General features: G+C 61.5%; 21 protein-coding genes. 10 read left to right on the forward strand and 11 right to left on the reverse strand.

The features are described 5' to 3' along the window. Positions 1-38 precede the first annotated feature (38 nt). The 10 genes from O4H53_RS14370 to O4H53_RS14415 all read right to left on the reverse strand — a co-directional run bounded on the left by O4H53_RS14370 (position 39) and on the right by O4H53_RS14415 (position 11,341). Positions 39-1,556, reverse strand: coding sequence for an FGGY-family carbohydrate kinase (locus O4H53_RS14370; protein ID WP_269364744.1), 1,518 nt, complete (start codon positions 1,554-1,556; stop codon positions 39-41). Then, positions 1,549-2,391 carry a class I fructose-bisphosphate aldolase gene (locus O4H53_RS14375; RefSeq protein ID WP_269364747.1) on the reverse strand — a complete coding sequence of 281 codons (843 nt, stop codon included), beginning with the start codon at positions 2,389-2,391 and terminating at the stop codon, positions 1,549-1,551. Before O4H53_RS14375 ends, O4H53_RS14370 begins: the two co-directional genes overlap by 8 nt. Then, on the reverse strand, positions 2,391-4,103 hold the full coding sequence (locus O4H53_RS14380; protein ID WP_269364749.1) for a glycerol-3-phosphate dehydrogenase/oxidase: 1,713 nt from the start codon (positions 4,101-4,103) through the stop codon (positions 2,391-2,393). Before O4H53_RS14380 ends, O4H53_RS14375 begins: the two co-directional genes overlap by 1 nt. 62 nt (positions 4,104-4,165) lie before the next feature. Further along, positions 4,166-5,149 carry an aldo/keto reductase gene (locus O4H53_RS14385; protein ID WP_269364751.1) on the reverse strand — a complete coding sequence of 328 codons (984 nt, stop codon included), beginning with the start codon at positions 5,147-5,149 and terminating at the stop codon, positions 4,166-4,168. 1 nt (position 5,150) lies between these two features. Continuing rightward, positions 5,151-6,131, reverse strand: a complete 981-nt coding sequence (locus tag O4H53_RS14390) for a sugar-binding transcriptional regulator (RefSeq protein WP_269364753.1) — start codon at positions 6,129-6,131, stop codon at positions 5,151-5,153. Positions 6,132-6,134: 3 nt separating this feature from the next. Beyond that, positions 6,135-7,118: an ABC transporter permease gene (locus O4H53_RS14395; RefSeq protein WP_443069607.1), complete on the reverse strand. Its 984-nt coding sequence runs from the start codon at positions 7,116-7,118 to the stop codon at positions 6,135-6,137. 32 nt (positions 7,119-7,150) lie between these two features. Further along, entirely contained in the window at positions 7,151-8,671 is a 1,521-nt protein-coding gene (locus O4H53_RS14400; protein ID WP_269364757.1) for a sugar ABC transporter ATP-binding protein, read from the reverse strand. Positions 8,672-8,762: 91 nt separating this feature from the next. After that, a complete protein-coding gene (locus O4H53_RS14405; RefSeq protein WP_269364759.1) occupies positions 8,763-9,779 on the reverse strand; it encodes a substrate-binding domain-containing protein in 1,017 nt (338 codons plus the stop codon). Between the two features lie 75 nt (positions 9,780-9,854). Further along, on the reverse strand, positions 9,855-10,049 hold the full coding sequence (locus tag O4H53_RS14410) for a hypothetical protein (RefSeq protein WP_269364761.1): 195 nt from the start codon (positions 10,047-10,049) through the stop codon (positions 9,855-9,857). A 56-nt stretch (positions 10,050-10,105) separates the two neighbouring features. Further along, the gene (locus tag O4H53_RS14415) at positions 10,106-11,341 is read right to left on the reverse strand and encodes a multidrug effflux MFS transporter (RefSeq protein ID WP_269364763.1); all 1,236 of its coding nucleotides are present in this window, start codon (positions 11,339-11,341) and stop codon (positions 10,106-10,108) included. Positions 11,342-11,512: 171 nt separating this feature from the next. On the opposite strand from O4H53_RS14415, the gene O4H53_RS14420 reads away from it, so the two are divergent. From O4H53_RS14420 to O4H53_RS14455, 8 genes are all read left to right on the forward strand, one after another. Further along, positions 11,513-13,045: an acyl-CoA carboxylase subunit beta gene (locus O4H53_RS14420; RefSeq protein WP_114275844.1), complete on the forward strand. Its 1,533-nt coding sequence runs from the start codon at positions 11,513-11,515 to the stop codon at positions 13,043-13,045. 10 nt (positions 13,046-13,055) lie between these two features. Continuing rightward, on the forward strand, positions 13,056-13,778 hold the full coding sequence (locus O4H53_RS14425) for a cupin domain-containing protein (protein ID WP_269364765.1): 723 nt from the start codon (positions 13,056-13,058) through the stop codon (positions 13,776-13,778). After that, complete coding sequence (locus tag O4H53_RS14430; protein ID WP_269364767.1) at positions 13,775-14,155, forward strand: DUF6497 family protein; 381 nt, start codon at positions 13,775-13,777, stop codon at positions 14,153-14,155. The genes O4H53_RS14425 and O4H53_RS14430 overlap by 4 nt, the downstream gene beginning before the upstream one ends. A gap of 214 nt (positions 14,156-14,369) precedes the next feature. Further along, on the forward strand, positions 14,370-14,516 hold the full coding sequence (locus O4H53_RS14435; protein ID WP_162841705.1) for a hypothetical protein: 147 nt from the start codon (positions 14,370-14,372) through the stop codon (positions 14,514-14,516). Positions 14,517-14,594: 78 nt separating this feature from the next. Then, positions 14,595-14,942: a hypothetical protein gene (locus O4H53_RS14440; RefSeq protein WP_269364952.1), complete on the forward strand. Its 348-nt coding sequence runs from the start codon at positions 14,595-14,597 to the stop codon at positions 14,940-14,942. Positions 14,943-15,270: 328 nt separating this feature from the next. Next, a complete protein-coding gene (locus O4H53_RS14445) occupies positions 15,271-15,510 on the forward strand; it encodes a hypothetical protein (RefSeq protein WP_443069608.1) in 240 nt (79 codons plus the stop codon). A 111-nt stretch (positions 15,511-15,621) separates the two neighbouring features. Continuing rightward, positions 15,622-17,622: an acetyl-CoA carboxylase biotin carboxylase subunit gene (locus O4H53_RS14450; protein WP_269364772.1), complete on the forward strand. Its 2,001-nt coding sequence runs from the start codon at positions 15,622-15,624 to the stop codon at positions 17,620-17,622. Between the two features lie 6 nt (positions 17,623-17,628). Further along, positions 17,629-18,405 (forward strand): hypothetical protein, encoded by a 777-nt coding sequence (locus tag O4H53_RS14455; protein ID WP_269364774.1) that lies wholly within the window; start codon positions 17,629-17,631, stop codon positions 18,403-18,405. An 85-nt stretch (positions 18,406-18,490) separates the two neighbouring features. Here the strand turns inward: O4H53_RS14455 and O4H53_RS14460 are convergent, their stop codons facing one another. Further along, the gene (locus O4H53_RS14460) at positions 18,491-18,952 is read right to left on the reverse strand and encodes a DUF4174 domain-containing protein (protein WP_269364776.1); all 462 of its coding nucleotides are present in this window, start codon (positions 18,950-18,952) and stop codon (positions 18,491-18,493) included. A gap of 168 nt (positions 18,953-19,120) precedes the next feature. Here O4H53_RS14460 and O4H53_RS14465 point away from each other — a divergent pair, with 168 nt between their 5' ends. Both O4H53_RS14465 and scpA read left to right on the forward strand, forming a co-directional pair. Continuing rightward, positions 19,121-20,044 carry a hypothetical protein gene (locus O4H53_RS14465; protein ID WP_269364778.1) on the forward strand — a complete coding sequence of 308 codons (924 nt, stop codon included), beginning with the start codon at positions 19,121-19,123 and terminating at the stop codon, positions 20,042-20,044. Further along, the gene (gene scpA, locus O4H53_RS14470) at positions 20,007-22,136 is read left to right on the forward strand and encodes a methylmalonyl-CoA mutase (protein ID WP_269364780.1); all 2,130 of its coding nucleotides are present in this window, start codon (positions 20,007-20,009) and stop codon (positions 22,134-22,136) included. Before O4H53_RS14465 ends, scpA begins: the two co-directional genes overlap by 38 nt. The last annotated feature ends 53 nt before the right edge of the window (positions 22,137-22,189 follow it).

Genomic DNA, 22,189 nt, shown 5'->3' on the forward strand with positions numbered 1-22,189 from the left:
GGGACATTCGCGTCGAAAAACCGCCGGTTGCTCTGAGCTTATACTTGAGTTTCGCCAAATGGCACGCTCTCCCAGAAGCCGCGCATCGCGTCGATCAAAGACAGATAGCGCGCATATCTCTGGCCGTAGTGATCATGCATATCCGCATCCGGCTCAAAGGTGGTCCGGGCGCGTACCATGCGGGCCAGACCCTCTTCGTAGGAATCTACTTCGCCCAGGGCGAGGGCCGCCCCGATCGCCGCTCCCAGCGCGCCGGTCTCCTGGGTTTCCGCCACCGTGATCGGCACGCCCAGGCAATCGGCGAACATCTGCGGCCAATGCGGGCTGCGCGACCCGCCGCCGGAGAGGACGGCACTGTCGAAGGAGACCCCGGCCATCTTCAACACCGATATGTGTCGGCGATGCTCGAACATGATCCCCTCGAACAGGGCGCGCAGTATGTGCCCCTCGCCATGCCACCCGGCCAGCCCGTAGAACCCGGCGCGGCAGGTGGCGCCCTGCGCGGAACCATAAAGAAACGGGTGGAAAAACGGATCATCGGCGCGGGGCTGCGCCTGGCCCATCCGGTCATTGCAAAAGCCGAACGGATCGTCGTGATGTTTGCCGCGCTCGACGAATTCGCGCACGTACCATTCCAGGTTGGCCGCCGAGGTGGCACTGGATTCGATATTGGCAAAGCGCCCCTTGCCAAAGCCCGAGACCATGAAGACCTTCGGGTCCTTGACCGGTGTGTCAGAGAAAACCTGGTTGATGCCCCATGTTCCGGCGATGATCGAGGCTTGCCCGGCGCCCACAACACCCGATCCCATGGCGCTGGAGATCACGTCGAAATAGCCCCCGATCACCGGGGTTCCGGGCGCAAGCCCGGTTGCCGCGGCGGCCTCGGGGGTGATGTGCCCCGCGATCTCGGCCGGGTCGATCAGCCGGGGCAGTTTCGCGCGGGCATCTGCCAGGCCGTAAAGCTGCAACAACCTGTCATCATAGGTGCATCCCGGCATGGCGGTCAGGCCGCATCCGGACATGTCCGACACCTCGCTGACCCGCTCACCTGTCAGTTTGTAGGTGATGAAATCCTTGCACAAAAGCACCGTATCGCATGCATCGTAAAGCGCCGGGCGGTGGCGTTTGATCCAGGCCAGCAGGGTGGGGGTCTGTGACGGCCATGGCTTTTGCAGGCAGAGCGCGTGCAGCGCATCGCCGTTTTCTGCATCCAGTTCGGCGGCCAGCCCGGCGGCCCGCGTATCCAGCGACTGGATGCCGACAAGCGGCGCACCCGCGCGGTCAAGCATGTAAAGCCCGTTGCCATGCCCGGCACAGCCGACGGCCAGCACCTGGCGCGCATCGACACCTGCCATTTGCAGGCAGCCTGCAATCGCCTGCCGCGCGTTTGCCCAAAGCTCGGTCAGGTCACGTTCGACATGCCCCGGTTCCGGGGTTGCGGATCTGCCATCCAATGCACAGCGCGCCACCTGCCGCCCGTCAAGGTCGAACAACACGGCCTTGATCACCGTATTGCCCGCATCCAGACCCAGAAGATATCTTTCGGTATCAGCCACGGTTGTAGATATCCCAAGCTTCTTCGCCGCCGGCCTTGTTGTGGATCATCGCCATCAGTGCCGACACCACGGCCTTTGGATTGTCATGCTGATAGATGTTGCGCCCATAGACCATGCCCTGCGCGCCCTGCGCCATCAAGGCGGCTGATTTTGTCAGGACGGTCTTGAGGTCTTCCTTGCCACCGCCACGCACCAGCACGGGGACGCGCGCCGCTTCGATCACCCGATGGAAATCCTGCGGGTTGGCGGTCGGGTCCGCCTTGATGATATCGGCCCCCATTTCCGAGGCCAGCCGCACAAGCGTCACGATCTTTTCCGCATCGCCGTCGACCTGATAGCCACCGCGCAGATCGTTGGGCAGCATCACCAGCGGTTCGATCATCAGGGGCATGCCGTAGCGCTGGCAGGCATCGCGCACCCGGGCGATATTGGCGACGCATTGGCGGAAGAGTTCCGGCTCGTCCGGCAACATGAACAGGTTCACGACAACCGCCGCAGCATCCATTTCCAGCGCGCCGAGGATCGGCTCATCGGCATTTTGCAGGATCGACCACATCACGCGGTGGCGCTGATCGTTATAGGGGTTGCCCATGTCGATCCGCATCACCAGCGCCGGTTTGTCCTTTTCGGGGCGCGACTGCAGCAGGTCGGCCTGACCATAGGCGCATTGGATCGCATCGGGCCGCGCCGCGATCAGCGTGTTCATCACGCTTGCCATATCTTCCAGACCGTCGAGGAAGCTCGGCTCGTTACACACGCCGTGATCGACGGCGACATCCAGACATCCCCCATTGGTAAACATCCGGTTCATTCGGGCTTTGGTGCTTATGCGCATTATGTTCTCCTGCTTTCATTTCTTGCAACCAACATGGCGCTGTTCACGCCGTGATAGCTGTCCAGCTCGGCAATCAGCGCGTCGCTTTGCCGTTTAATTTCACGCTCCGGCAGCACCCGCTCGCGCCCGAAAAGCGCGGCAAGCGCTGCGATGATCTCCATCGAAATCTGCCCGGTGATGGCCAGTGCCGTCCGCCGCAGCACGATGTCTGACAGGGTTTCGACAAATTCGTTGCGGCAGATCCAGAGGATCTCTGCCGTGCCATAGGTGCATCCGGCGACAAGCGGCCTGTCCTGCTCTGCCTGGCAGAAGCCGGCCAGTTCTGCGGCCCGGGTCCCGTAGCGGTCGATCAATTGTTCGGCCCGGTTCGGGGGCAGGGCATATTGCGCCCGCAGTTGTCTGCACAGATCGGATGGATCATCCGGGAACTGCCTGCCGCCGCCGATGGCCATGTCACGCGTGGAGACGCGCCGGTTGCGGACAAGCGACGACAGAACGGCATCGGCGGTCTGTTCGGCGAAAGCCCGGAAGGTTGTCCACTTGCCGCCCACCATGCAGAATTGCGGCACCGCTCCGGGCAGCCGCCGGATGTCGTGCCCGCGCGAAATCCGTCCGGTGAAATCCTGATCGCTGTGGGGCAGGGGGCGAATGCCGCTGTAGCTGAACACCACCTCATCCGCCGATATCGCCACCTGCGGAAACACCAGCCGCAGCGCACCGAGGATATAGTCGCGCTCATCATCTTCGCAGCGCACGCGCCGGGCTTTCTCCACCCGGATGTCCGTCGATCCGGCCAGAACCTTACCCTGATAGGGGAACACGATGCAGACACGGCCATCGGTGTTTTCGAAATAGGCCATGTGGCCGTTCAGGGCGTCGTAAAGTTTGGCATTGTCGATGATCAGATGAGAACCCTTGGTGCCTGATACCAGGCGTTCGGTCTTGCCCTGCACAAGTTCGGCGATGGTGTCATCCAGCCAGGCACCGGTGGCATTGACCACCACTTTGGGCGAAATCTCGAAGGTTGCGCCGGTCAGGCCGTCGCGCAGGCGAAAGATATTCCCGTTCAGTTCGATCTCGGCATAATTCAGGGCGACCGAACCGGGGGCGGCCTCTGCTACGTCGCGCAGCAACTCGACGCAAAGACGTTCGGGATGGCTGATCCAGGCATCGTAATAGACGGCGGAGCGTCGCGATTTATCCGTCAGCGCAGGCCACAACCGCCGTGTCTGCGCGCCGGAATGGAACCTGTGTTTCGGCAGCACCCGCCGTTTGCGCGTAACCCAGTCATAAAGCGCCAGACCCAGTTTGATCGGCACCGCCCCGCGCGCCGCCGGTTTTCCGCCACGGCCCAGAAACTGGGCGGCCGCGTTCAAGGTCCCCGAAAACCACGAGGCGATGGGAATGACCGTGGGCAGGGGGCGCACCATATGCGGGGCGTTGCGCAGCAGGGCATCGCGCTCAAAAAGCGACTCCCGCACAAGGTCGAATTCCCCGTTCTCCAGATACCTCAGGCCGCCGTGGATCATCCGGGACGGTGCCGCGCTGCAGCCAGAGCAAAAATCGTTCCGTTCGATCAGCAGAACCCGCAGCCCCTGCAAGGACAAATCCCGGTAGACGCCAATCCCGTTCACACCGCCGCCGACGACAACCGCGTCAAAGGCCGCGTTGCGCGTCAACTGTGCCAGGTTTTGCTTCCGTTGCTCGGACATTATTTCTCCGTTCGCCGAAATCGACGTTCCTGCGGTGCAGTGGTTCTGGTTTGAAGGCCGGCCTATGCGTCCAGACCGCTCAGGTGGGTTTTTGCGTTTCGATCAATCAGGGATACCTCCTCTGCCGAGAGCCGAATGCGACCGGCTTTGGCATTCTCTGACGCCTGTTGCGCATCACGTGCGCCGCACAGCGAAAAGGTGATCCCGGGTTGTTGCAGGGTCCAGGCGATCACGATCTGCGCCGGTGTCGCCCCATGCGCCGCACCGATAGGCCTGATGGTTTCCATCAGGGCGGCGACCTTCCTGCGGTTGGCCATGGAAAAGCGAGGGTTGTCCTTGCGCTGGTCATCGCCGGAGAAAACCCGCTCCGGCGTCATTTTTCCCGAAAGCAGCCCAAGCGCCAGCGAGGAATAGCTGAGCGCCGCCACGCCAGCCTTCTGGCAAACAGGCAAGAGGGTGTTTTCGATGTCGCGCCTGACCATCGAATATTCCTCCTGGATCGCATCCAGCTGACCTGCGGCGACATAGGCCTCGACATCCGCGACCGAGGTATTGCTGGCCCCGATCGAGCGGATCTTGCCCTGGGTCTTGAGCGCCTCCAGCGCCTCCATCGTCTCTTCGATGGGGGTGGTCGGATCCTGCCAATGGGTGATGTAGTGATCAATGCACTCCACCTGCAGGCGTTTCAGGCTTTGCTCGACCTCGTAGATAATCGCGTCTTTGCCAAGGTAGCGGTGAACCGGTTTCCCCTCGTAATCGAAGAAATGATTGCCCTGCTGACTGTGCCAGACAAGGCCGCATTTGGTGGCCAGCACCACCTTGTCCCGGCGGCCTTTCAGCGCCTTGCCGACAATCTCTTCGGCCACGCCCTGCCCATAGGCCGGGGCGGTGTCGATCAGCGAAATGCCTTCGTCGATTGAGGCGTGAATTGCCGCGATGGAGCGGTCAACATCGGTCCCGCCCCACATCCAGCCGCCAATCGCCCAGGTCCCCAGTCCAACGGCGGATGCCGAAATTCCGGAGGCTCCTATCTCACGCGTTAGCATCTCATGCGACATTCTGTTTCCCTTCAAGTTCCTTCAGGACCGATCCAGCGGTTTCTTCGTCAAGGATCAGTGAGTTCAAAAAATTGCCGTTCAGCGCGGCCGTGATCGGCTGGGCCTTTTCATGGCCGGAGGCCACCCCGATGACGCGGGCGCATTTGGGCAGTTCCCTGGGTGCAAGTGCGACGAGGCGCGAGTTCAGCGCATAGTTCGACACCGCCCCGTCGCTGTGGATGAGATGGGCCAGAAACTCGCCCACGACCCCCATGCCGACCAGCATCTTGCGGTCCGCATCCGGCACCGGGTGGAGGTCGTAATAGCTTGACCCTTCCGCCTGGATCGAGCCCACGCCGACAAGCGCCACATTGGCCCGGCGGGCGAGGTCAAAGACCTCGCGGATCGAGGCGACCTCCATCAGCATGTCCCGTTGTTCCCGGCTTTCAGCGAACAGCGGCGCATGCAACAGCATCGTCTTGCCGCCCAGACGTTCGGCCATGCGTGTCGCGAGATGGTTCACATCGGTGTAATACTTGCCCTGCACGCCGCCCGTCAGCGGCACCACGGTGACATCGACCCGGTGATCGGGGGCGAGGTTTTCGACAACCGCGCTGACCGCCTTGCCGCCGGTAATTGCGATGACATCGCCGTCGCGCAGCGTTTCGAGCACCTGACTGGCGGCGGCGCGGCCAACCTGCTGCAACGTGGCCTTCGGGCTGCCCTGCACGAAGGGGGCGACCATGGCGTCATCCAGGCTGGTGGCATCGGTCAGCGCGCGTTCGATATCCATGAGCGCCTGAAACGGGCTTTCGATGTCGATCTTGACCATCCCCATCTGGCGGCCCTGGGTGATCAGCCGGTTCACCTTGGAGGTGGACAGGTTGAGCGCCGCCGCGATCTCGGCCTGTTTCTGGCCTTCGAGGAAATGCAGGGTCAGGACCGTATGGATCTGTCGCACATGTTCAAAGTCATTTGATTTGTCCGTCATGACCTACCTCCGGCGCTTGTTGAGATAATGGTCAATCGTCACCGCGCTGAGCAGGATCGAGCCGCGGATGATGTCCTGCCAGTAGACCGACACATCGAGCAGGGCCAGGGAACTGGACACCAGCGACAAGAGGATAACCCCCAGAATGGCCCCCAAGATCGACCCCGAGCCGCCGTTCAGGCTGGCCCCGCCGATCACCGCCGCGGCGATGACCGTCAGTTCAAGGCCGATCCCGAAGGTGGGTTGCGCCGACCCGAATCGCGCCATGTAGATGATCCCGGCAACCCCGCAGAGGGTCGAACACAGGGTTGTCGTCAGAAAGATGACCTTCTTGGTGCGGATGCCGGAATAGGCTGCCGCCTTTTCGTTGCTACCGGTATAAAAGACCTTCCTGAACATCGTCGTGCGCCGCAGCAGGAAATCGAAGGCGATCACAAACACCAGGAAGATGATGATCACGATGGGGATCGGGCCGATGGAACCCTGACCGATGAACTTGAACTCCGGCGGCAGGGTGAAGAGCCCGATGGGACGCCCGCCGGTGAACAGCAGGCAGGCCCCGCGTGCAATCACCATGACCGCAAGTGACACGATGAAATGATGCAGCCCGACCTTGGTGACGAAAAAGCCCTGAAAGGCACCGATCCCGGCACAGAGGGCGATGGCGATCCCCGAGGCGAGCCAGGGGTTGACGCCGTTCAGGAACAACCACCCCGCGATCACCATGGCAAAGGCGGTCACGGAGCCGACCGACAGGTCGATACCGCCGGAGATCAGCAGAATGGTCATGCCGATGACCAGAATGCCATCAACCGCAAAGGCCATCGACATGGCCCGCATATTGGCCCAGCTCAAAAAGTAGGGCGATGCAAATGACATGACGACAAAAAGGCCAAGGATGATCACGATCAACCCGGTCTCGCGCATCTTCAACAGCTTGCGCCAGAACGGCACCCCCTGCGGATTGTTCATATTCGGTTCAGCCAAGGTCACGGCACTTTCCATTTCATTCTCACCTGTCAAAACGCTGCCGCCTGTGCATCCATGACCGAAGCCAGGCGCATGATGTTTTCTTCTGTCATTTCATGGCCCGCGACCTCGCCGCTGATCCGGCCTTCGCGCACGACCATGACGCGGTCACACAGGCCGATCAGTTCGGGCAGTTCCGACGAGATCACGATGATCCCGACACCGTTGCGCGCCAGATCGCGCAGGATGCGGTGAATTTCCGATTTTGCGCCCACGTCGACCCCGCGGGTCGGTTCATCCAGAAAGATCAGGCGCGGATTGACCGACAGCATCTTTGCCAGCACCACCTTTTGCTGGTTGCCGCCAGAGAGCGACGAGACCGGATCGGTGAGGGAGCCGCATTTCAGGTTCAGCTTGCGCCCCAGATCGCCGGCCTGCCTGATTTCGGATGACGCCTTGATCAGGCCAAAGCGGTTGGCGACCTGATCGAGGTTCAGCGCCGAGATGTTTTCGGAGATGGGCAGTTCGAGGAAGACACCATCGCCCTTTCTGTCTTCGGACAGATAGACCATGCCCTTGGCGATGCTGTCCTGATAATTGCGCAATGCGAGTGTTTCACCCAGCAGCCGGACCTCCCCGGTCGCCGCCCCTTCGAGGCGGCAGATGCCCCTGGCGATTTCGCTGCGTCCGGCCCCGATCAGCCCGGCGATGCCAAGGATTTCTCCGCGTTTCAGGGCAAAGGAGACATCGCGGATCCGGGGGGCTTCAATGAGGTTCTTCACCTCCAGAATGATCTCGTCCGACATTTCCCCGGCGGATTGTTTTTCCGGGTAGAGCTTGTCGACAACCCGCCCCACCATGGCATTGACCACATCGCCCGGCGTGATGTCGGCCACATCGTTGGTCACGATATGCTTGCCGTCCCGGAACACTGTCACGCGGTCGCAATTGTCGAAAATCTCGACCATGCGGTGCGAGATATAGATGATCGAAATCCCCTGATCCGCCAGTTGCCGCATGATCCGGAACAGCGTCTGCGCCTCGTTTTCGGTCAGGGCGGCTGTGGGTTCGTCAAGGATCAGAATGCGGCACTCCAGCGTCAGGGCCTTGGCGATCTCCACCAATTGCTGGTTCGAGATCGACAAGTCGCGCAGCAGCACCGATGCGTCGATATCGCTGAGCTGACGGAACACTTCGGCGGCTTCCTGCTCCAGCTTTTCATAATTCATCAACCAGGACCTGCTGACATTGGTCCGCGACATGAAGATGTTCTCAGCCACGGAGACATCGGGGCAGAGCGCGATTTCCTGATGGACAAAACCGATGCCCAGCCGTTGCGCTTCGGTCGGGGACGCGATGGTGAACGGCACACCATCCAAAAGGATTTCGCCGCTGTCAGGTTGCAAGATCCCGTCAATCACGTTCATCAAGGTGGATTTTCCGGCACCGTTTTCACCCGCCACCGCGTGGATCTCGCCCTTGCGGAGATCAAAATCGACGCCACGCAGGGCTTTGACAGCGCCAAAGGACTTGCTGAGGTTCGAGATTTTGAGGATCACATCGTCTTGCATGGCAGTTCTCGGTTGACCGAAAGGTGTTTGAAACTGCGCAGCCCGGCTGGCCTTGTTGCCGGGCTGCGCGTAAGCGCCTGGTCCGGGCAGATCAGGAGGGGTCGCGCCCTTCCATATAGACGTTCAGATCAAAGCTGTCGGCGTTCTCCTGCGTGATTACGGCAAAGCCATTGTCCATGAAGGGGATTTGCACCGGGTTGAAGCCCGAGGTCTTCCAGTCGTTGAACGGATCAAAGAGCTCCGCCCGGTTGGCCAGATGCACCGCCATGAAACCCATGAAACCCTGCACACCCTGGTTTGGGTTCAGCGCCATATGGATGTTGCCGGCACGGATGTGTTCCAGCGTTGTCGGTGTCACATCCGCATGCATGATCAGGATGTCGGATTTGGCTTCCAGTTTCGCCGCAACAGCGCCTTCCGCCGATCCGGCCTCAGGTATCCAGATCGCCGCGATGTTCGGATTTGCCTGGATGATCGAGGCCGTTGCACGATAGGCCGCGTTGCTGTCCTGATTGGTGGCCTGACGCCCGACCAGCTTCATGTTGGGATAATTGGCTTCCATATAGTCGATCAGCGCTGTGACACGCAGGTCGTGGTTGGACTGCCCCGGATTTTCCAGCACGGCATATTCGGCGCTGTCACCGACCTGTGCCACGATCTCTTCGGCGGCAAATTTGGCTTCGGCCAGGTTGTCCGAGGTGATGTAGGCCGTGCGGTTCGAATTCGGCGAATCCGCGGCAAAGGTCACGACCTCGGTGCCATCGGCGATCGCCCGGTTGATCGGCTCGATGAAGGGATCGGACTGCATCGGGTGCAGCAGGATACCGGCAGGCGATTTGATCAGGTCCTGTTCGAACGAGGCGATTTGCTTGGTGATGTCGTAATCGGGCGTGCCCGAAAACACGGTGTCACATCCAAAGGCCGCAGCCGCTTGTTTGAAGCCCTGATAGACCGGCACCCAGTAAGGGTGGCCCGATACCATGACATTCATGATGTATGTTTCCCCGGGCTCACACATGATCCCTTCGGCGGTGGCCGTGGTCGCGCCCGCAATGCTGGTCGCCATCACGGTTGAGGCGATAAACCCTCTTAGAGTCGTAATTTTCATGAGCATCCTCCCTAGCTCTATCGCGTGGCCCTCCGGCTGCTATCCTCCATGATCACAGCCGGACTGACAGAAATTTCACGCAATGGTTTTTTGTGCGCCTCCGAACATCAGGGCGAATCTGCCGCCGGTCAACATGGTATCAAATTTTTCCCACGTACTGAAATAAATCCCATGAGCGATCATTTCGGCGTGCAGGGCGCCGTGGCAGGTGTGCCCGCAAGTCAGGATATCAAAGGGGAAATGTGCCGATTTCCGCGAGGAACGCGGCATGGCAAGGCCCGAACCGCTCCGCGATCTGTGGCGGTCTTTTCAGTCGGGCGCGTTGGTCAGCGTGGTTTTATGCCCAGGGCCTTTTCGCGGCGGATGACGACCATGATCGCCAACAGGCCCGCGATGGCCGTTCCCAGCATCAGCAGCAGCAGCGGGTAGGCGCCGGTTTCGGGTGTCAGCAAGACACCCGCCAGCACCGCAAGCGCCGATCCGCCGCCAATCATGATCGCGCCGCCCAGGCCCGATGCGGTGCCGGCCAGATGGGGCCGGACCGACAGCATGCCAGCGGTGGCATTGGGGATGCACAGCCCGTTGCCAAGGCCGACCAGGGTCATCATCCCGAAAAAGGTCAGCGCGCTGCCATTGCCGGACAGGAAGATCAGAAGCGAGACGGAGCCGCCGATGGCATTGGCCATACATCCCCAGAGCACCATGGCATTCACCCCGAAGCGGGTGGCGAAAAGGCCGGTCAGGAAGTTGCCCAGGAAATAGCCGACAGCCGGAGAACCGAAATAGATCCCCAGCCAGAACGGGTCCAGCCCGAAGACGGTGGAGCCGACAAAGGGCGCGCCGCCAAGGTAGGCAAAGAAGGCGCCCGAACAGAAGCCGGCCGCCAGCGCATAGCCCCAGAAGCGGGGAGAGCGGAGCAATTCGGGGTATTCGCGGAACTGTGCCAGCATGGATTTGCCGGAGGCCTGCACGGTTTCGCCCATGTCGGCAATCACCAGTGCAAGCGCCGCGCCACCGATGGCGAACATCACCCAGAAGGTCATATGCCAGTCGAAATACTGCTGGATCGCGCCGCCGACGGCGGGGGCAATCATCGGGACCAGCGCCATGCCCATGGTCACATAGCCGATCATCGACGCCGACTGATCCTGTGTGTAAAGGTCTCGGATCACCGCCCGGCTCAGGACCATGGCTGTTGCGATCACCGCCTGTGCGATGCGAAACAGAAGGAAAATCAGGGCGTTGGGGGCGAAAATGCAGCCAAGGGTGGCCAGCATGAACAGCACCAGGCCCCAGATCATCACCCGCCGGCGGCCCAGATTGTCCGAAATCGGGCCGATGAACAGCTGCAAGACCGCCGAAAACAGCAGGTAAAGCGGTACCGAAAGCTGCATCACCGCATAGGTGGTGCCGAAATGCTCGGCCATCTGGGGCAGGCTGGGCAGGAAAATATTCATGGCCAGCGCGGACAGGCCGGACAGCACGATCAGGGTCAGGACATTTGGTGGTGTGCTACGGTCCAGAAATCGGATCGTGGGTGTAGCGGGCTGAGCGTCTTTCATGCAAATGCAATTAGTCCGGGTGCGGTAAATTGTCCATGCCTCATCGTTGGTTTGCTGATTTGCAATTTGCAAACAAGGTAATGCATAGACTTTGCAAATATTCAGAAAGATGCTTTCCTCTTCCCCTGCCACAAGAATACTATGGCGCAAACCAGCATTGGGAGACCTTCCATGAAAGATATTCTCGAACAGCTCGAAGAGCGCCGCGCCGATGCCCGTCTGGGTGGCGGTCAGGCCCGGATCGACGCCCAGCACGGACGCGGCAAGCTGACCGCGCGCGAGCGGATCGATCTGCTTCTGGACGAGGGGTCTTTTGAAGAATTCGACATGTTTGTCGCGCACCGCTGCACCGATTTCGGGATGGAAAAACAACGCCCGGCAGGCGACGGCGTGGTCACCGGCTGGGGCACGATCAACGGCCGCCTGGTCTATGTTTTCAGTCAGGATTTCACCGTTTTCGGCGGCTCGCTGTCCGAGACCCATGCGCAGAAGATCTGCAAGATCATGGACATGGCGGTGCAGAACGGCGCGCCGGTCATCGGCATTAACGATTCCGGCGGCGCGCGGATCCAGGAAGGTGTCGCCAGCCTTGCCGGTTATGCCGAAGTATTCCAGCGCAACATCGAAGCCTCGGGCGTGATCCCGCAGATCAGCGTCATCATGGGCCCCTGCGCGGGCGGGGCGGTCTATTCCCCGGCGATGACCGACTTCATCTTCATGGTCAAGGACACCTCCTATATGTTCGTGACCGGCCCGGACGTGGTGAAGACGGTGACCAACGAACAGGTCACGGCAGAGGAGCTGGGCGGTGCCGTCACCCATACGCGCAAATCCTCCGTCGCCGATGCGGCATTCGACAATGATGTGGAGGCGCTGGCAGAGGTGCGCCGCCTGGTGGATTTCCTGCCCGCCAACAACCGCGAAAAACCCCCCGTCCGCCCGTTCTTTGACGATCCGAACCGGATCGAGGCATCGCTTGACACGCTGGTGCCAGCCAATGCCAACACCCCCTATGACATGAAGGAATTGATCCACAAGCTGGGGGACGAGGGCGATTTCTATGAGATTCAGGAAGATTTCGCCAAGAACATCATCACCGGATTCATGCGCATCGAGGGGCGCACGGTGGGCGTTGTCGCCAACCAGCCGATGGTGCTGGCGGGGTGTCTGGACATCGACAGCTCGCGCAAGGCCGCGCGCTTTGTGCGGTTCTGCGACTGCTTCGAAATTCCGATCCTGACGCTGGTGGATGTGCCCGGCTTCCTGCCCGGCACCTCACAGGAATTCGGCGGGGTGATCAAACACGGGGCCAAGCTGCTCTTTGCCTATGGGCAGGCCACGGTGCCGATGGTGACCGTGATCACCCGCAAGGCCTATGGCGGGGCCTATGACGTGATGGCGTCGAAACACCTGCGGTCCGATTTCAACTATGCCTGGCCCACGGCCGAGGTTGCGGTGATGGGGGCGAAAGGCGCCACCGAGATCATCCACCGCGCCGACCTGAAAGATCCCGAGAAGATCGCCCAGCACACGAAGGATTACGAAGACCGCTTTGCCAATCCCTTTGTCGCCGCCGAACGGGGCTTCATCGACGAGGTGATCATGCCGCATTCCACCCGCAAACGGGTGGCACGCGCCTTTGCGAGCCTTCGCAACAAGAAGGTCGTGACGCCCTGGAAGAAGCACGACAACATTCCGTTGTGAGGAACAGAGGATGCAATGGAAAGATGAAATTCTCTTAGCAATGAGACGTCTAGGCGGAGCGGCGCGTTATGACGAACTTTATTTGCTCATTGAGAAAACCACTTTTCGAGAACTCACGAAAGAGTGGAAAGCAACTGTTCGACGTACAATAGAGGATCATTCGAGTGACTCTCTCAATCATCGAGCCGCAGATATCTTCGAACATTTGGACCGTGGATTTTGGGGAATTCGCGGAGAAAAAATCTCAGAGGAATTTCTCGCTGAACGAGAAAAAGCTACCGCGCAAGATGTAGTTGAAATGGTGCTGGTTCGGGAACATTGGCGCCGAAAGCCAAGTAAGGAGATATTTCAGAACCAATCCTTCACCATCTCCCACGCTGATTCCGGCACATTCAAAGGCGCGGGCTTGCGCCCGTTCTTCGAATACCGCGACCTCGGCATCAAGGGGGCGACCAAGGGGGCTTACGGCGCACATGTGATCCGTGCGGTGCCGGGCATGGAAAGCCCCGGCACATGGCACTCCCACGACCTGGATTTCCAGATGGTCTATGTCACCAAAGGCTGGGTTGTCTTTGAATACGAAGGGCAGGGGGAGCAGATAATGCGCGCGGGGTCCTGTGTGCTGCAACCGCCCGGCATTATCCACCGGGAAGTGCGCCATTCCGACGACATGGAACTGATCGAAATCATCGCGCCCGCCGATTTCGGCACGGCGGAGGAGACGGCACCATGAGAGCCGCTGTTCTGGCCCTGTTGCTGGCCGCCACGCCTGCGCTGGCGCTCGACGTGCCCTCGGGCCAGCCGGTGAGCCTGCAGGAGGTGCTGGTCGATTCGGTCGGGCCGCAGACCTGGCTGCGCTTTCGCCTGATCGCGCCTGCGATTGCCCGTGAAACCGGTGAAATCGACTATCAGACCGCCGCCCGGGACATGATGCACCTGTGCCAGGAACTGGCGCTGCCCTACATCGGCGAACACGATCTGACCGGCGATGTCATCGTCATCTCACTGGCCGACCGCGAGACTGAATTCGGCGTTGCCGACCCCGAAGTGACCCAGTTTTTCGAGGCATTTCACATAGAGAACGACCTCTGCATTTGGGAGAGTTTGTGATGCAGCCACCATATCTAGCGGCTCAGGGCGGGCGCTTGCCGCATTCTGATGCTTTGGAGTCACATACCTGCCGATTGACGCGGCCCCCGTATCATTGGACATTCCTTTGCCGTAATCTGCGGCCAAGGAATACCCAGGTATCCCTTACCTCTGAACCGGGGCGTGCGAGGCATGTAGCAGTGCCGCGCCCCATCAACAATGACAGGAGACTTAGATGTCCAAGAGCATCAAACTCATCGCAGCCTTCGGCTTCATCGCCGCAATTTCTGCCTGCACAAGCGGCCAGACCGACGAAGAATACGTTGTCGTCGATCCCGAGCCCATCTCGGTTGAGCCGACATACACAGGCAAATACAAGTAAGCCTTCCTCAGGGCAGGCGTTTGCGCCTGCCCTGAACACAGCCCTCGTCATCGGGAGGGATGTGTAATGCCCGCATATATGTTGAAACATCGCGGGTTTCCGGGCCGTTTGCCCGGCACCGATTTCCAGTTCACCATCCGCCGCCCGAATCCGAAGGGGGTCACACCGCTGACCCGCCGGGAACGGCGGCCGGACCGCAAGGCGCCTGACCGGCGCGCCGATGCCGCTTTCATGAAAGCGCTGTGGGAGTGTTTCGGCCCGGAGCCCTTCGAGCGGGGCAATCTGGATGCGGGGCGGCTTTCCTGGCTCTTCGGGCGCGAGGTGCTGCCCGCCACCGACCCTTTCGATCCGGCGGATTACGAAGCGATGCTGGTCATTGACGAGAGAATCGCCCGTGCGTCCTTTCCCGAAGCCTTCGACGGGTGATCGGCGTGAATTTGCCAGTGGTATGCGAATTTCAGCGGGGCTTGGCCGATGTTGCGGCAACAGGCGGTATGGGCTTTTCGGCGCCGCGCGCTTGGGCCAACGTCCGGCCTGAGGATGGCGCAGATCAAACCAGCTGCCCCGCCTCGCATCTAGACCATACCCCTTCCCCCTCTGGGCAGCAGCGGGTCACATCCCTGCTGCCCGTTTTTTCCAAAGACGGGTTTCTACCAGACGGGGGGCAGGGGGCGAAAATAATCGAAGCCCGGCGGGAACCGGCAGGCAATCGCCGCGTTGACGCTTCGGAAACAAGAAAAGAAGGAACGGGCAAGTGTTCGAGCAAATTCACATTACATCAAAATCGGCCCGCAAGGTCGTGCTGGCGTTTGCCGCCTGCGGTGCGCTTGCGGCCTGCGGCGACAACATCGGCGAGCAGGCGCTTGCAGGCGGTGCAGTTGGTGCCGGTGCCGCAGCCATCACCAGCGGCAGCCTGTTGCAGGGCGCTGCCATCGGCGCAGGCGCGAACCTGGCCTATTGCCAGCTCAACCCCGGCAAGTGCAAATCCTACTGATCTGACACGCCATCAGCGCCCTTGCGGCGCTGAACCCCGCTTAACCGACCCCGCGCAGCACCCGCTGCAGCGGGGTTTCCGCGTTTTCACCAAGACCAAGAAGGACAGTGCATGTTCAAGAAAATCCTGATCGCCAACCGGGGCGAGATCGCCTGCCGCGTCATCAAGACCGCGCGCCGGATGGGCATCACCACCGTTGCCATCTATTCCGATGCCGATGCGAACGCGCTGCATGTGCAGATGGCCGATGAGGCGGTGCATATCGGTCCGGCGCCGGCGAACCAGTCCTATATCGTGATCGACAAGGTGATGGCGGCGGTGAAGTCCAGCGGTGCGGAGGCGGTGCATCCCGGCTATGGATTCCTGTCCGAGAACAGCAAGTTCGCCGAGGCGCTGAGTGCTGCCGGTGTCGCCTTTGTCGGCCCGCCGGTGGGGGCCATCGAAAAGATGGGGGACAAGATCACCTCAAAGAAGATCGCGCAGGAAGCCGGGGTCAGCACGGTGCCGGGCTATATGGGCCTGATTGCGGATGCGGATGAGGCGGTGAAGATCTCGAACGAGATCGGCTATCCGGTGATGCTCAAGGCCTCTGCCGGGGGCGGCGGCAAGGGGATGCGCATCGCCTGGAACGATGAAGAGGCGCGCGAGGGCTTCCAGTCTTCCAAGAACGAGGCGGCCAGTTCCTTTGGCGATGACCGTATCTTTATCGAGAAATTCGTGACCCAGCCGCGGCACATCGAAATCCAGGTGCTCTGCGACGCCCATGGCAATGGCATCTACCTGGCGGAGCGTGAATGTTCGATCCAGCGCCGTAACCAGAAAGTGGTCGAAGAGGCCCCGAGCCCGTTTCTGGACGAGGCGACCCGCAAGGCGATGGGCGAACAGGCCGTCGCCCTGGCGCAGGCCGTGGGCTATACCAGCGCCGGCACGGTGGAATTCATCGTGGACGGCGACAAGAACTTCTATTTCCTCGAAATGAACACCCGCCTGCAGGTGGAACACCCGGTGACCGAGCTGATCACCGGGGTCGATCTGGTGGAACAGATGATCCGCGTGGCAGATGGCCAGAAACTTGAGATGTCGCAGGACGATGTGAAGATCAACGGCTGGGCCATCGAGAACCGGCTTTACGCCGAGGATCCCTATCGCGGCTTCCTGCCCTCCATCGGGCGGCTGACCCGCTACCGCCCCCCGGCGGAGGTGGTCGAGGGCGACCATATCGTGCGCAATGACACCGGCGTTTACGAAGGTGGCGAGATCAGCATGTATTATGACCCGATGATCGCCAAACTCTGCACCTGGGCACCGACCCGGGCAGAGGCGATCGAGCGGATGCGCGTGGCGCTGGACAGTTTCGAGGTCGAGGGGATCGGGCATAACCTGCCGTTCCTCTCCGCCGTGATGGACCATCCCAAATTCGTGTCGGGCGACATGACCACCGCTTTCATCGCCGAGGAATATCCCGATGGCTTCGAGGGGGTGGACCTGCCCGAGACCGATCTGCGGCGGATTGCGGCGGCCACCGCCGCGATGCACCGGGTGGCCGAGATCCGGCGCGCAAGGGTGTCGGGCCGCATGGACAACCACGAACGCAAGGTGGGCAGCGACTGGAACGTGGCGGTGCAGGGGCAATCCTTTGACCTCACGGTCCAGGCCGATCAGGCCGGATCGACGGTGCGCTTCGAGGATGGCCAGGAGCTGCGCGTCAGCGGCAATTGGACGCCGGGCGATCAACTGGCCAAGATGAAGGTTGGTGACACGCCGCTGGTGCTGAAGGTTGGCAAGATTTCGGGCGGCTTCCGCATCCGCACGCGCGGGGCCGACCTGAAGGTGCATGTGCGCAGCCCGCGCCAGGCCGAACTGGCCCGCCTGATGCCGGAGAAGGTGGCCGCCGATACCTCGAAGCTGCTGCTGTGCCCGATGCCCGGTCTGGTGGTCAAACTGTCCGTTGCCGTGGGCGACGAGGTGCAGGAAGGCCAGGCGCTGTGCACCATCGAGGCGATGAAGATGGAGAACATCCTGCGTGCCGAACGCAAGGGCACCGTGTCCAAGGTCAACGCGGGCGAAGGCGACAGCCTCGCCGTGGATGACGTGATCATGGAGTTCGAATAACTCCCCATGCTGGCTGCCCCGACTCTTCCCCTGATCCTGCTTGCCGGTGTCGCGCTTTGCGCGCTGCTGCTGGCGGTGTGGAAGGAGGCGCGGGTGGCCGGGCGGATCATTGCACAGTTCTTTCTGACCATCGGCCTGCCGGTGGTGCTGATCCTGGGGGCGCTGATCTGGCTGGCCCTGCCGCTGATGGGGCAGATCGACCCGCGTGTGGGGCAGGCGATGATTGCCGGTCTGGTGATCGCCACCGGCTGGCTGACCACCGCGATCTTTGCCGAGGGCGGCAAGGCCCGCGCGCGGGCCGAAAAGACGCGCGACTATCACAAGGCGCTTTATGCAGAGATCGGCAATACGCTGGAATCGCTCTGGGAGGCCGACAGTTCAGAGCAATATGTGACCGCGCTGATCGACCGGATGCGCAAGGACGAGGGGTATATCCCCTTTCTGCCGCGCGAACAGCATGACCATGTCTATGACGCCGTTATCGCGGAAATCGACGTGCTGCCGCGCCAGACCATCGACGCCATCGTGGCCTATTACAGCCTGATCAAATCGCTCTCGGGCCTGGCCGAGGACATGCGCGGCGATACCTTCCGCACGCTGGATGCGGAACGGCGGATCGCGATCTATTCGGATTATGTGGGCATGCGGAAACAGGCCTTCGTTTTCGGCAAATATGCTCTCAAACTGATACTGGCCTATTCGGAGGGCGGCAGTGCTGCCGCCGATCGTGTGATCAATAGCCCGGACGCGGGCCGGTCCGCCATGTCACGGGGATCGGTGTGAACGGGATGTCTGGGTCTTTTTCCATAAACGTGCTCCCTTCCTCTTGCCCCCTCAATATAGGGCAGAGGGGCGCATCCCACAAGGTTCACCGCAGGATGAGGCCCTCGGATTCCTTGTGCTCGCGGATTTCGCGCTGGCGCATCGGCATCTTGTCGATGCTGCGGGTGATCTCGCGCACGTCCCAGGGAAAGGGTTTGCGCAGCTTGATCCCGCCATCCTTGCCCACCAGCACCAGCATGAAGCCGCGTGGCCGCATTTTTAGCCGCAAAGGCGCGCGCGCCTCCGGGTCGGTGTCGGTCAGAACCATGACGTCGCGCACCGCCAGTTCTTCGGGCTGGGCGCGCAGCAATTCCATCTGTTCGATGAAAGCAGGGTCGTCCGCGCTGTCGGCAAAGACCACCACGGGGCGCTTTTTCCATCTAAATTCACTTAAATCCGCCATGTCAGCGGGTGCAAACAACAGGCTGTCATCATCGACGGCAGGCGATTGCGCGGTGGCTGAAGTTGCGAAAATTCCAGCAAAAACAAGCGTCAACAGGCGTTTCATAAGTTCTCCCCTGACCCTGTATATAGGGATTGGGCGGGCAAATGCGATGCACATTCTTGGGACTGCGCGCATTAAGCACACTGCAAGGGTTTTGAGGTCATGACCGGGTGTATACCCGTGATGTGGCCGGACCGGGCGGCCTTTTTGCAAAAGATAGGCCAGAGCATCATGGATGTCATCCTGCACCTCGGCGCGCACCGTACCGGCACCACCACTTTCCAGCATTTCGTGCGCGGACACACCCGCACGCTGGAAGAGAACGGCATCGGCTTCTGGGGGCCGGGACGGACCCGGAAATCGGTGTTTCCGGGCATGTTCCACAACATTCCGCCCCGCGCACCGCAGCGGGCCGATGGCAGGGTCCGCCTGCTGACCGCCAAGGCTGAGGCGCGGGGCATCGCCAAGCTGCTGGTCAGCGATGAGAACATGCTGGGCAGCTGCACCTACGGATTTCGCCATGCCACGCTTTACCCAGCTGTCGGAGAGCGGATGGCGCGGATTGCCGCGGCCTTTGGCGGGCGGGTGTCGCGGGTGGTTCTGTCGATCCGCGCGCAGGACCTGTGGTGGGCCTCCGCCTCGGCTCTGACGGCGGCGCGGGGGCACAAGATCCACGATGCGGCGAAATATGCCCGGATCGCGCAAAACACCCGCAGCTGGCGCGACGTGATCACCGATCTGGCGCGCGCGGTGCCGGGGGCGGATATCCGGATCATGCCGTTCGAGACTTTCGCGGGCCGCCCGGAACGGATGCTGCAGGAAGCGGTCGATCTGCGCCTGCCCGGCAAGCCGCAGATGCTCTGGCTGAACCGGTCGCTGCCGCTGAACGATCTGCGCGGCGTGCTGGCCGATCAGGGCAGTGATCCCACGCTTCTGCCGCGCGGGCAGGGGCGCTGGCAGCCCTTCACGACGGCGCAGGCAGCGGCTCTGCGCGAACATTATTCGGACGATCTGCACTGGCTGACCGCCGGTGCGGATGGTCTGGCGACACTGACAGAGGATGAAATCCGGAAAAGAGCGGGCCCAAGCCTGCCGCCGGCACAAGAGACAAAAGGACATGAACATGACCAAAGACAAGTGGCGCGCTTTAGCTGAAAAGGAACTGCGTGGGCGCAGCCTGGAAGACCTGACATGGCGCACGCTGGAAGGGATCGACGTTGAGCCGCTTTATACGGCGGAAGACACCAAGGGGCTTGATCACCTGGGGTCCGTCCCCGGTGAAGCGCCATTCACGCGCGGGGTAAAGGCCACGATGTATGCGGGCCGTCCCTGGACCATCCGCCAATACGCCGGGTTCTCCACCGCGGAGGAATCCAACGCCTTTTACCGGCGCAACCTGGCAGCGGGGCAGCAGGGTGTCTCCGTGGCCTTCGATCTGGCAACGCACCGGGGCTATGACAGCGACCACCCCCGTGTTGAGGGCGATGTGGGCAAGGCCGGTGTGGCCATCGACAGCGTCGAGGACATGAAGATCCTGTTTGACGGCATCCCGCTGGACAAGGTCAGCGTCAGCATGACGATGAACGGTGCGGTGATCCCGATCCTGGCCAGTTTCATTGTCGCGGGCGAGGAACAGGGCGTGGACCGCGCCGCACTTTCCGGGACCATCCAGAACGACATCCTCAAGGAGTTCATGGTCCGCAACACCTATATCTACCCGCCTGAACCCTCGATGCGGATCATCGCGGATATCATCGAATACACCGCCAACGAGATGCCGAAATTCAACTCCATCTCGATTTCCGGCTACCACATGCAGGAAGCGGGCGCGAACCTGGTGCAGGAGCTGGCCTTTACCCTCGCCGACGGGCGCGAATATGTGCGCACCGCCATCGCCGCCGGTATGGACGTGGACCGTTTTGCGCCGCGCCTGTCATTCTTCTTTGCCATCGGCATGAACTTCTTCATGGAGGCCGCCAAGCTGCGCGCGGCGCGGCTGTTGTGGAGCCGGATCATGGCGGAATTCTCGCCCAGGGACGCCAAATCCTCCATGCTGCGCACCCATTGCCAGACCAGCGGTGTCAGCCTGGCCGAACAGGACCCCTACAACAACGTGGTGCGCACCGCCTATGAGGCGATGTCGGCGGTGCTGGGCGGCACCCAGTCGCTGCACACCAACTCGCTGGACGAGGCCATCGGCCTGCCCACCGACCATTCCGCCCGCATTGCGCGCAACACGCAGCTGATCCTGCAGGAAGAAACCGGGGTGACCAATGTCGTGGACCCGCTGGCGGGCTCCTACTACGTCGAAAAACTGACCGCCGATCTGGCGGAGGCCGCCTGGAAGCTGATCGAAGAGGTCGAGGAAATGGGCGGCATGACCAAGGCTGTCGCCTCCGGCATGCCCAAGCTCAGGATCGAAGAGGCCGCAGCCCGGCGGCAGGCCAATATCGACCGGGGCGACGAGGTGATTGTCGGCGTCAACAAGTACCGCCGCGACAAGGAAGATCCGATCGACATTCTGGATGTGGACAATGTCGCCGTGCGGGACAGTCAGATCAGGCGTCTGGAAAGCATCCGGGCCAGCCGTGACGAGGCCGCCTGCACCGCCGCACTGGATGAATTGAGCCGCCGCGCGGCAGAGGGCGGCAATCTGTTGGAGGGCGCGGTCGAGGCCGCGCGCGCACGTGCCACGGTGGGGGAAATCAGCATGGCGATGGAAAAACAATTCGGCCGGCACCGCGCCGAGGTCAAGACGCTGGCCGGTGTCTACGGTGCCGCCTATGAGGGTGACGAAGGCTTTGCCGCCATCCAGAAATCGGTCGAGGATTTTGCCCAGGCCGAAGGCCGTCGCCCGCGCATGCTGGTGGTCAAGATGGGCCAGGACGGCCACGACCGGGGGGCCAAGGTGATTGCCACGGCCTTTGCGGACATCGGTTTCGACGTGGATGTGGGCCCCTTGTTCCAGACCCCGGCAGAGGCGGCGCAGGATGCCGTGGACAACGACGTGCATGTGATCGGCATCAGCAGCCAGGCCGCCGGTCACAAGACATTGGCCCCGCAGCTGGTCAAGGCGCTGAAGGAGGCCGGGGCGGAGGATATTCTGGTGATCTGCGGCGGCGTGATCCCGCAGCAGGATTATCAGTTCCTTTATGACGCGGGGGTCAAGGCAATCTTCGGACCCGGCACCAATATCCCCGCAGCGGCGCAGGACATCCTGAAGCTCATCCAGGCAGCGCGCGGCTGAAACGCAAAGGGCCGCCCGCGGATGTGGACGGCCCCATAAAACCCTGGATTGCG

This window comes from Sulfitobacter sp. G21635-S1, from assembly GCF_027213915.1.
In the GTDB taxonomy this organism is placed as follows: Bacteria; Pseudomonadota; Alphaproteobacteria; order Rhodobacterales; family Rhodobacteraceae; genus Sulfitobacter.

Excerpts from the sequence above, each read along its gene's own strand:
- O4H53_RS14420 (WP_114275844.1), top strand. The coding sequence starts at position 11,513 with ATGAAAGATATTCTCGAACAGCTCGAAGAGCGCCGCGCCGATGCCCGT.
- O4H53_RS14390 (WP_269364753.1), bottom strand. The coding sequence starts at position 6,131 with ATGACGGACAAATCAAATGACTTTGAACATGTGCGACAGATCCATACG.
- O4H53_RS14440 (WP_269364952.1), top strand. The coding sequence starts at position 14,595 with ATGTTGAAACATCGCGGGTTTCCGGGCCGTTTGCCCGGCACCGATTTC.
- O4H53_RS14455 (WP_269364774.1), top strand. The coding sequence starts at position 17,629 with ATGCTGGCTGCCCCGACTCTTCCCCTGATCCTGCTTGCCGGTGTCGCG.
- O4H53_RS14400 (WP_269364757.1), bottom strand. The coding sequence starts at position 8,671 with ATGCAAGACGATGTGATCCTCAAAATCTCGAACCTCAGCAAGTCCTTT.
- scpA (WP_269364780.1), top strand. The coding sequence starts at position 20,007 with ATGAACATGACCAAAGACAAGTGGCGCGCTTTAGCTGAAAAGGAACTG.
- O4H53_RS14385 (WP_269364751.1), bottom strand. The coding sequence starts at position 5,149 with ATGCTAACGCGTGAGATAGGAGCCTCCGGAATTTCGGCATCCGCCGTT.
- O4H53_RS14375 (WP_269364747.1), bottom strand. The coding sequence starts at position 2,391 with ATGCGCATAAGCACCAAAGCCCGAATGAACCGGATGTTTACCAATGGG.
- O4H53_RS14380 (WP_269364749.1), bottom strand. The coding sequence starts at position 4,103 with ATGTCCGAGCAACGGAAGCAAAACCTGGCACAGTTGACGCGCAACGCG.
- O4H53_RS14465 (WP_269364778.1), top strand. The coding sequence starts at position 19,121 with ATGGATGTCATCCTGCACCTCGGCGCGCACCGTACCGGCACCACCACT.
- O4H53_RS14425 (WP_269364765.1), top strand. The coding sequence starts at position 13,056 with ATGCAATGGAAAGATGAAATTCTCTTAGCAATGAGACGTCTAGGCGGA.
- O4H53_RS14460 (WP_269364776.1), bottom strand. The coding sequence starts at position 18,952 with ATGAAACGCCTGTTGACGCTTGTTTTTGCTGGAATTTTCGCAACTTCA.
- O4H53_RS14415 (WP_269364763.1), bottom strand. The coding sequence starts at position 11,341 with ATGAAAGACGCTCAGCCCGCTACACCCACGATCCGATTTCTGGACCGT.
- O4H53_RS14405 (WP_269364759.1), bottom strand. The coding sequence starts at position 9,779 with ATGAAAATTACGACTCTAAGAGGGTTTATCGCCTCAACCGTGATGGCG.
- O4H53_RS14435 (WP_162841705.1), top strand. The coding sequence starts at position 14,370 with ATGTCCAAGAGCATCAAACTCATCGCAGCCTTCGGCTTCATCGCCGCA.
- O4H53_RS14430 (WP_269364767.1), top strand. The coding sequence starts at position 13,775 with ATGAGAGCCGCTGTTCTGGCCCTGTTGCTGGCCGCCACGCCTGCGCTG.
- O4H53_RS14410 (WP_269364761.1), bottom strand. The coding sequence starts at position 10,049 with ATGCCGCGTTCCTCGCGGAAATCGGCACATTTCCCCTTTGATATCCTG.
- O4H53_RS14450 (WP_269364772.1), top strand. The coding sequence starts at position 15,622 with ATGTTCAAGAAAATCCTGATCGCCAACCGGGGCGAGATCGCCTGCCGC.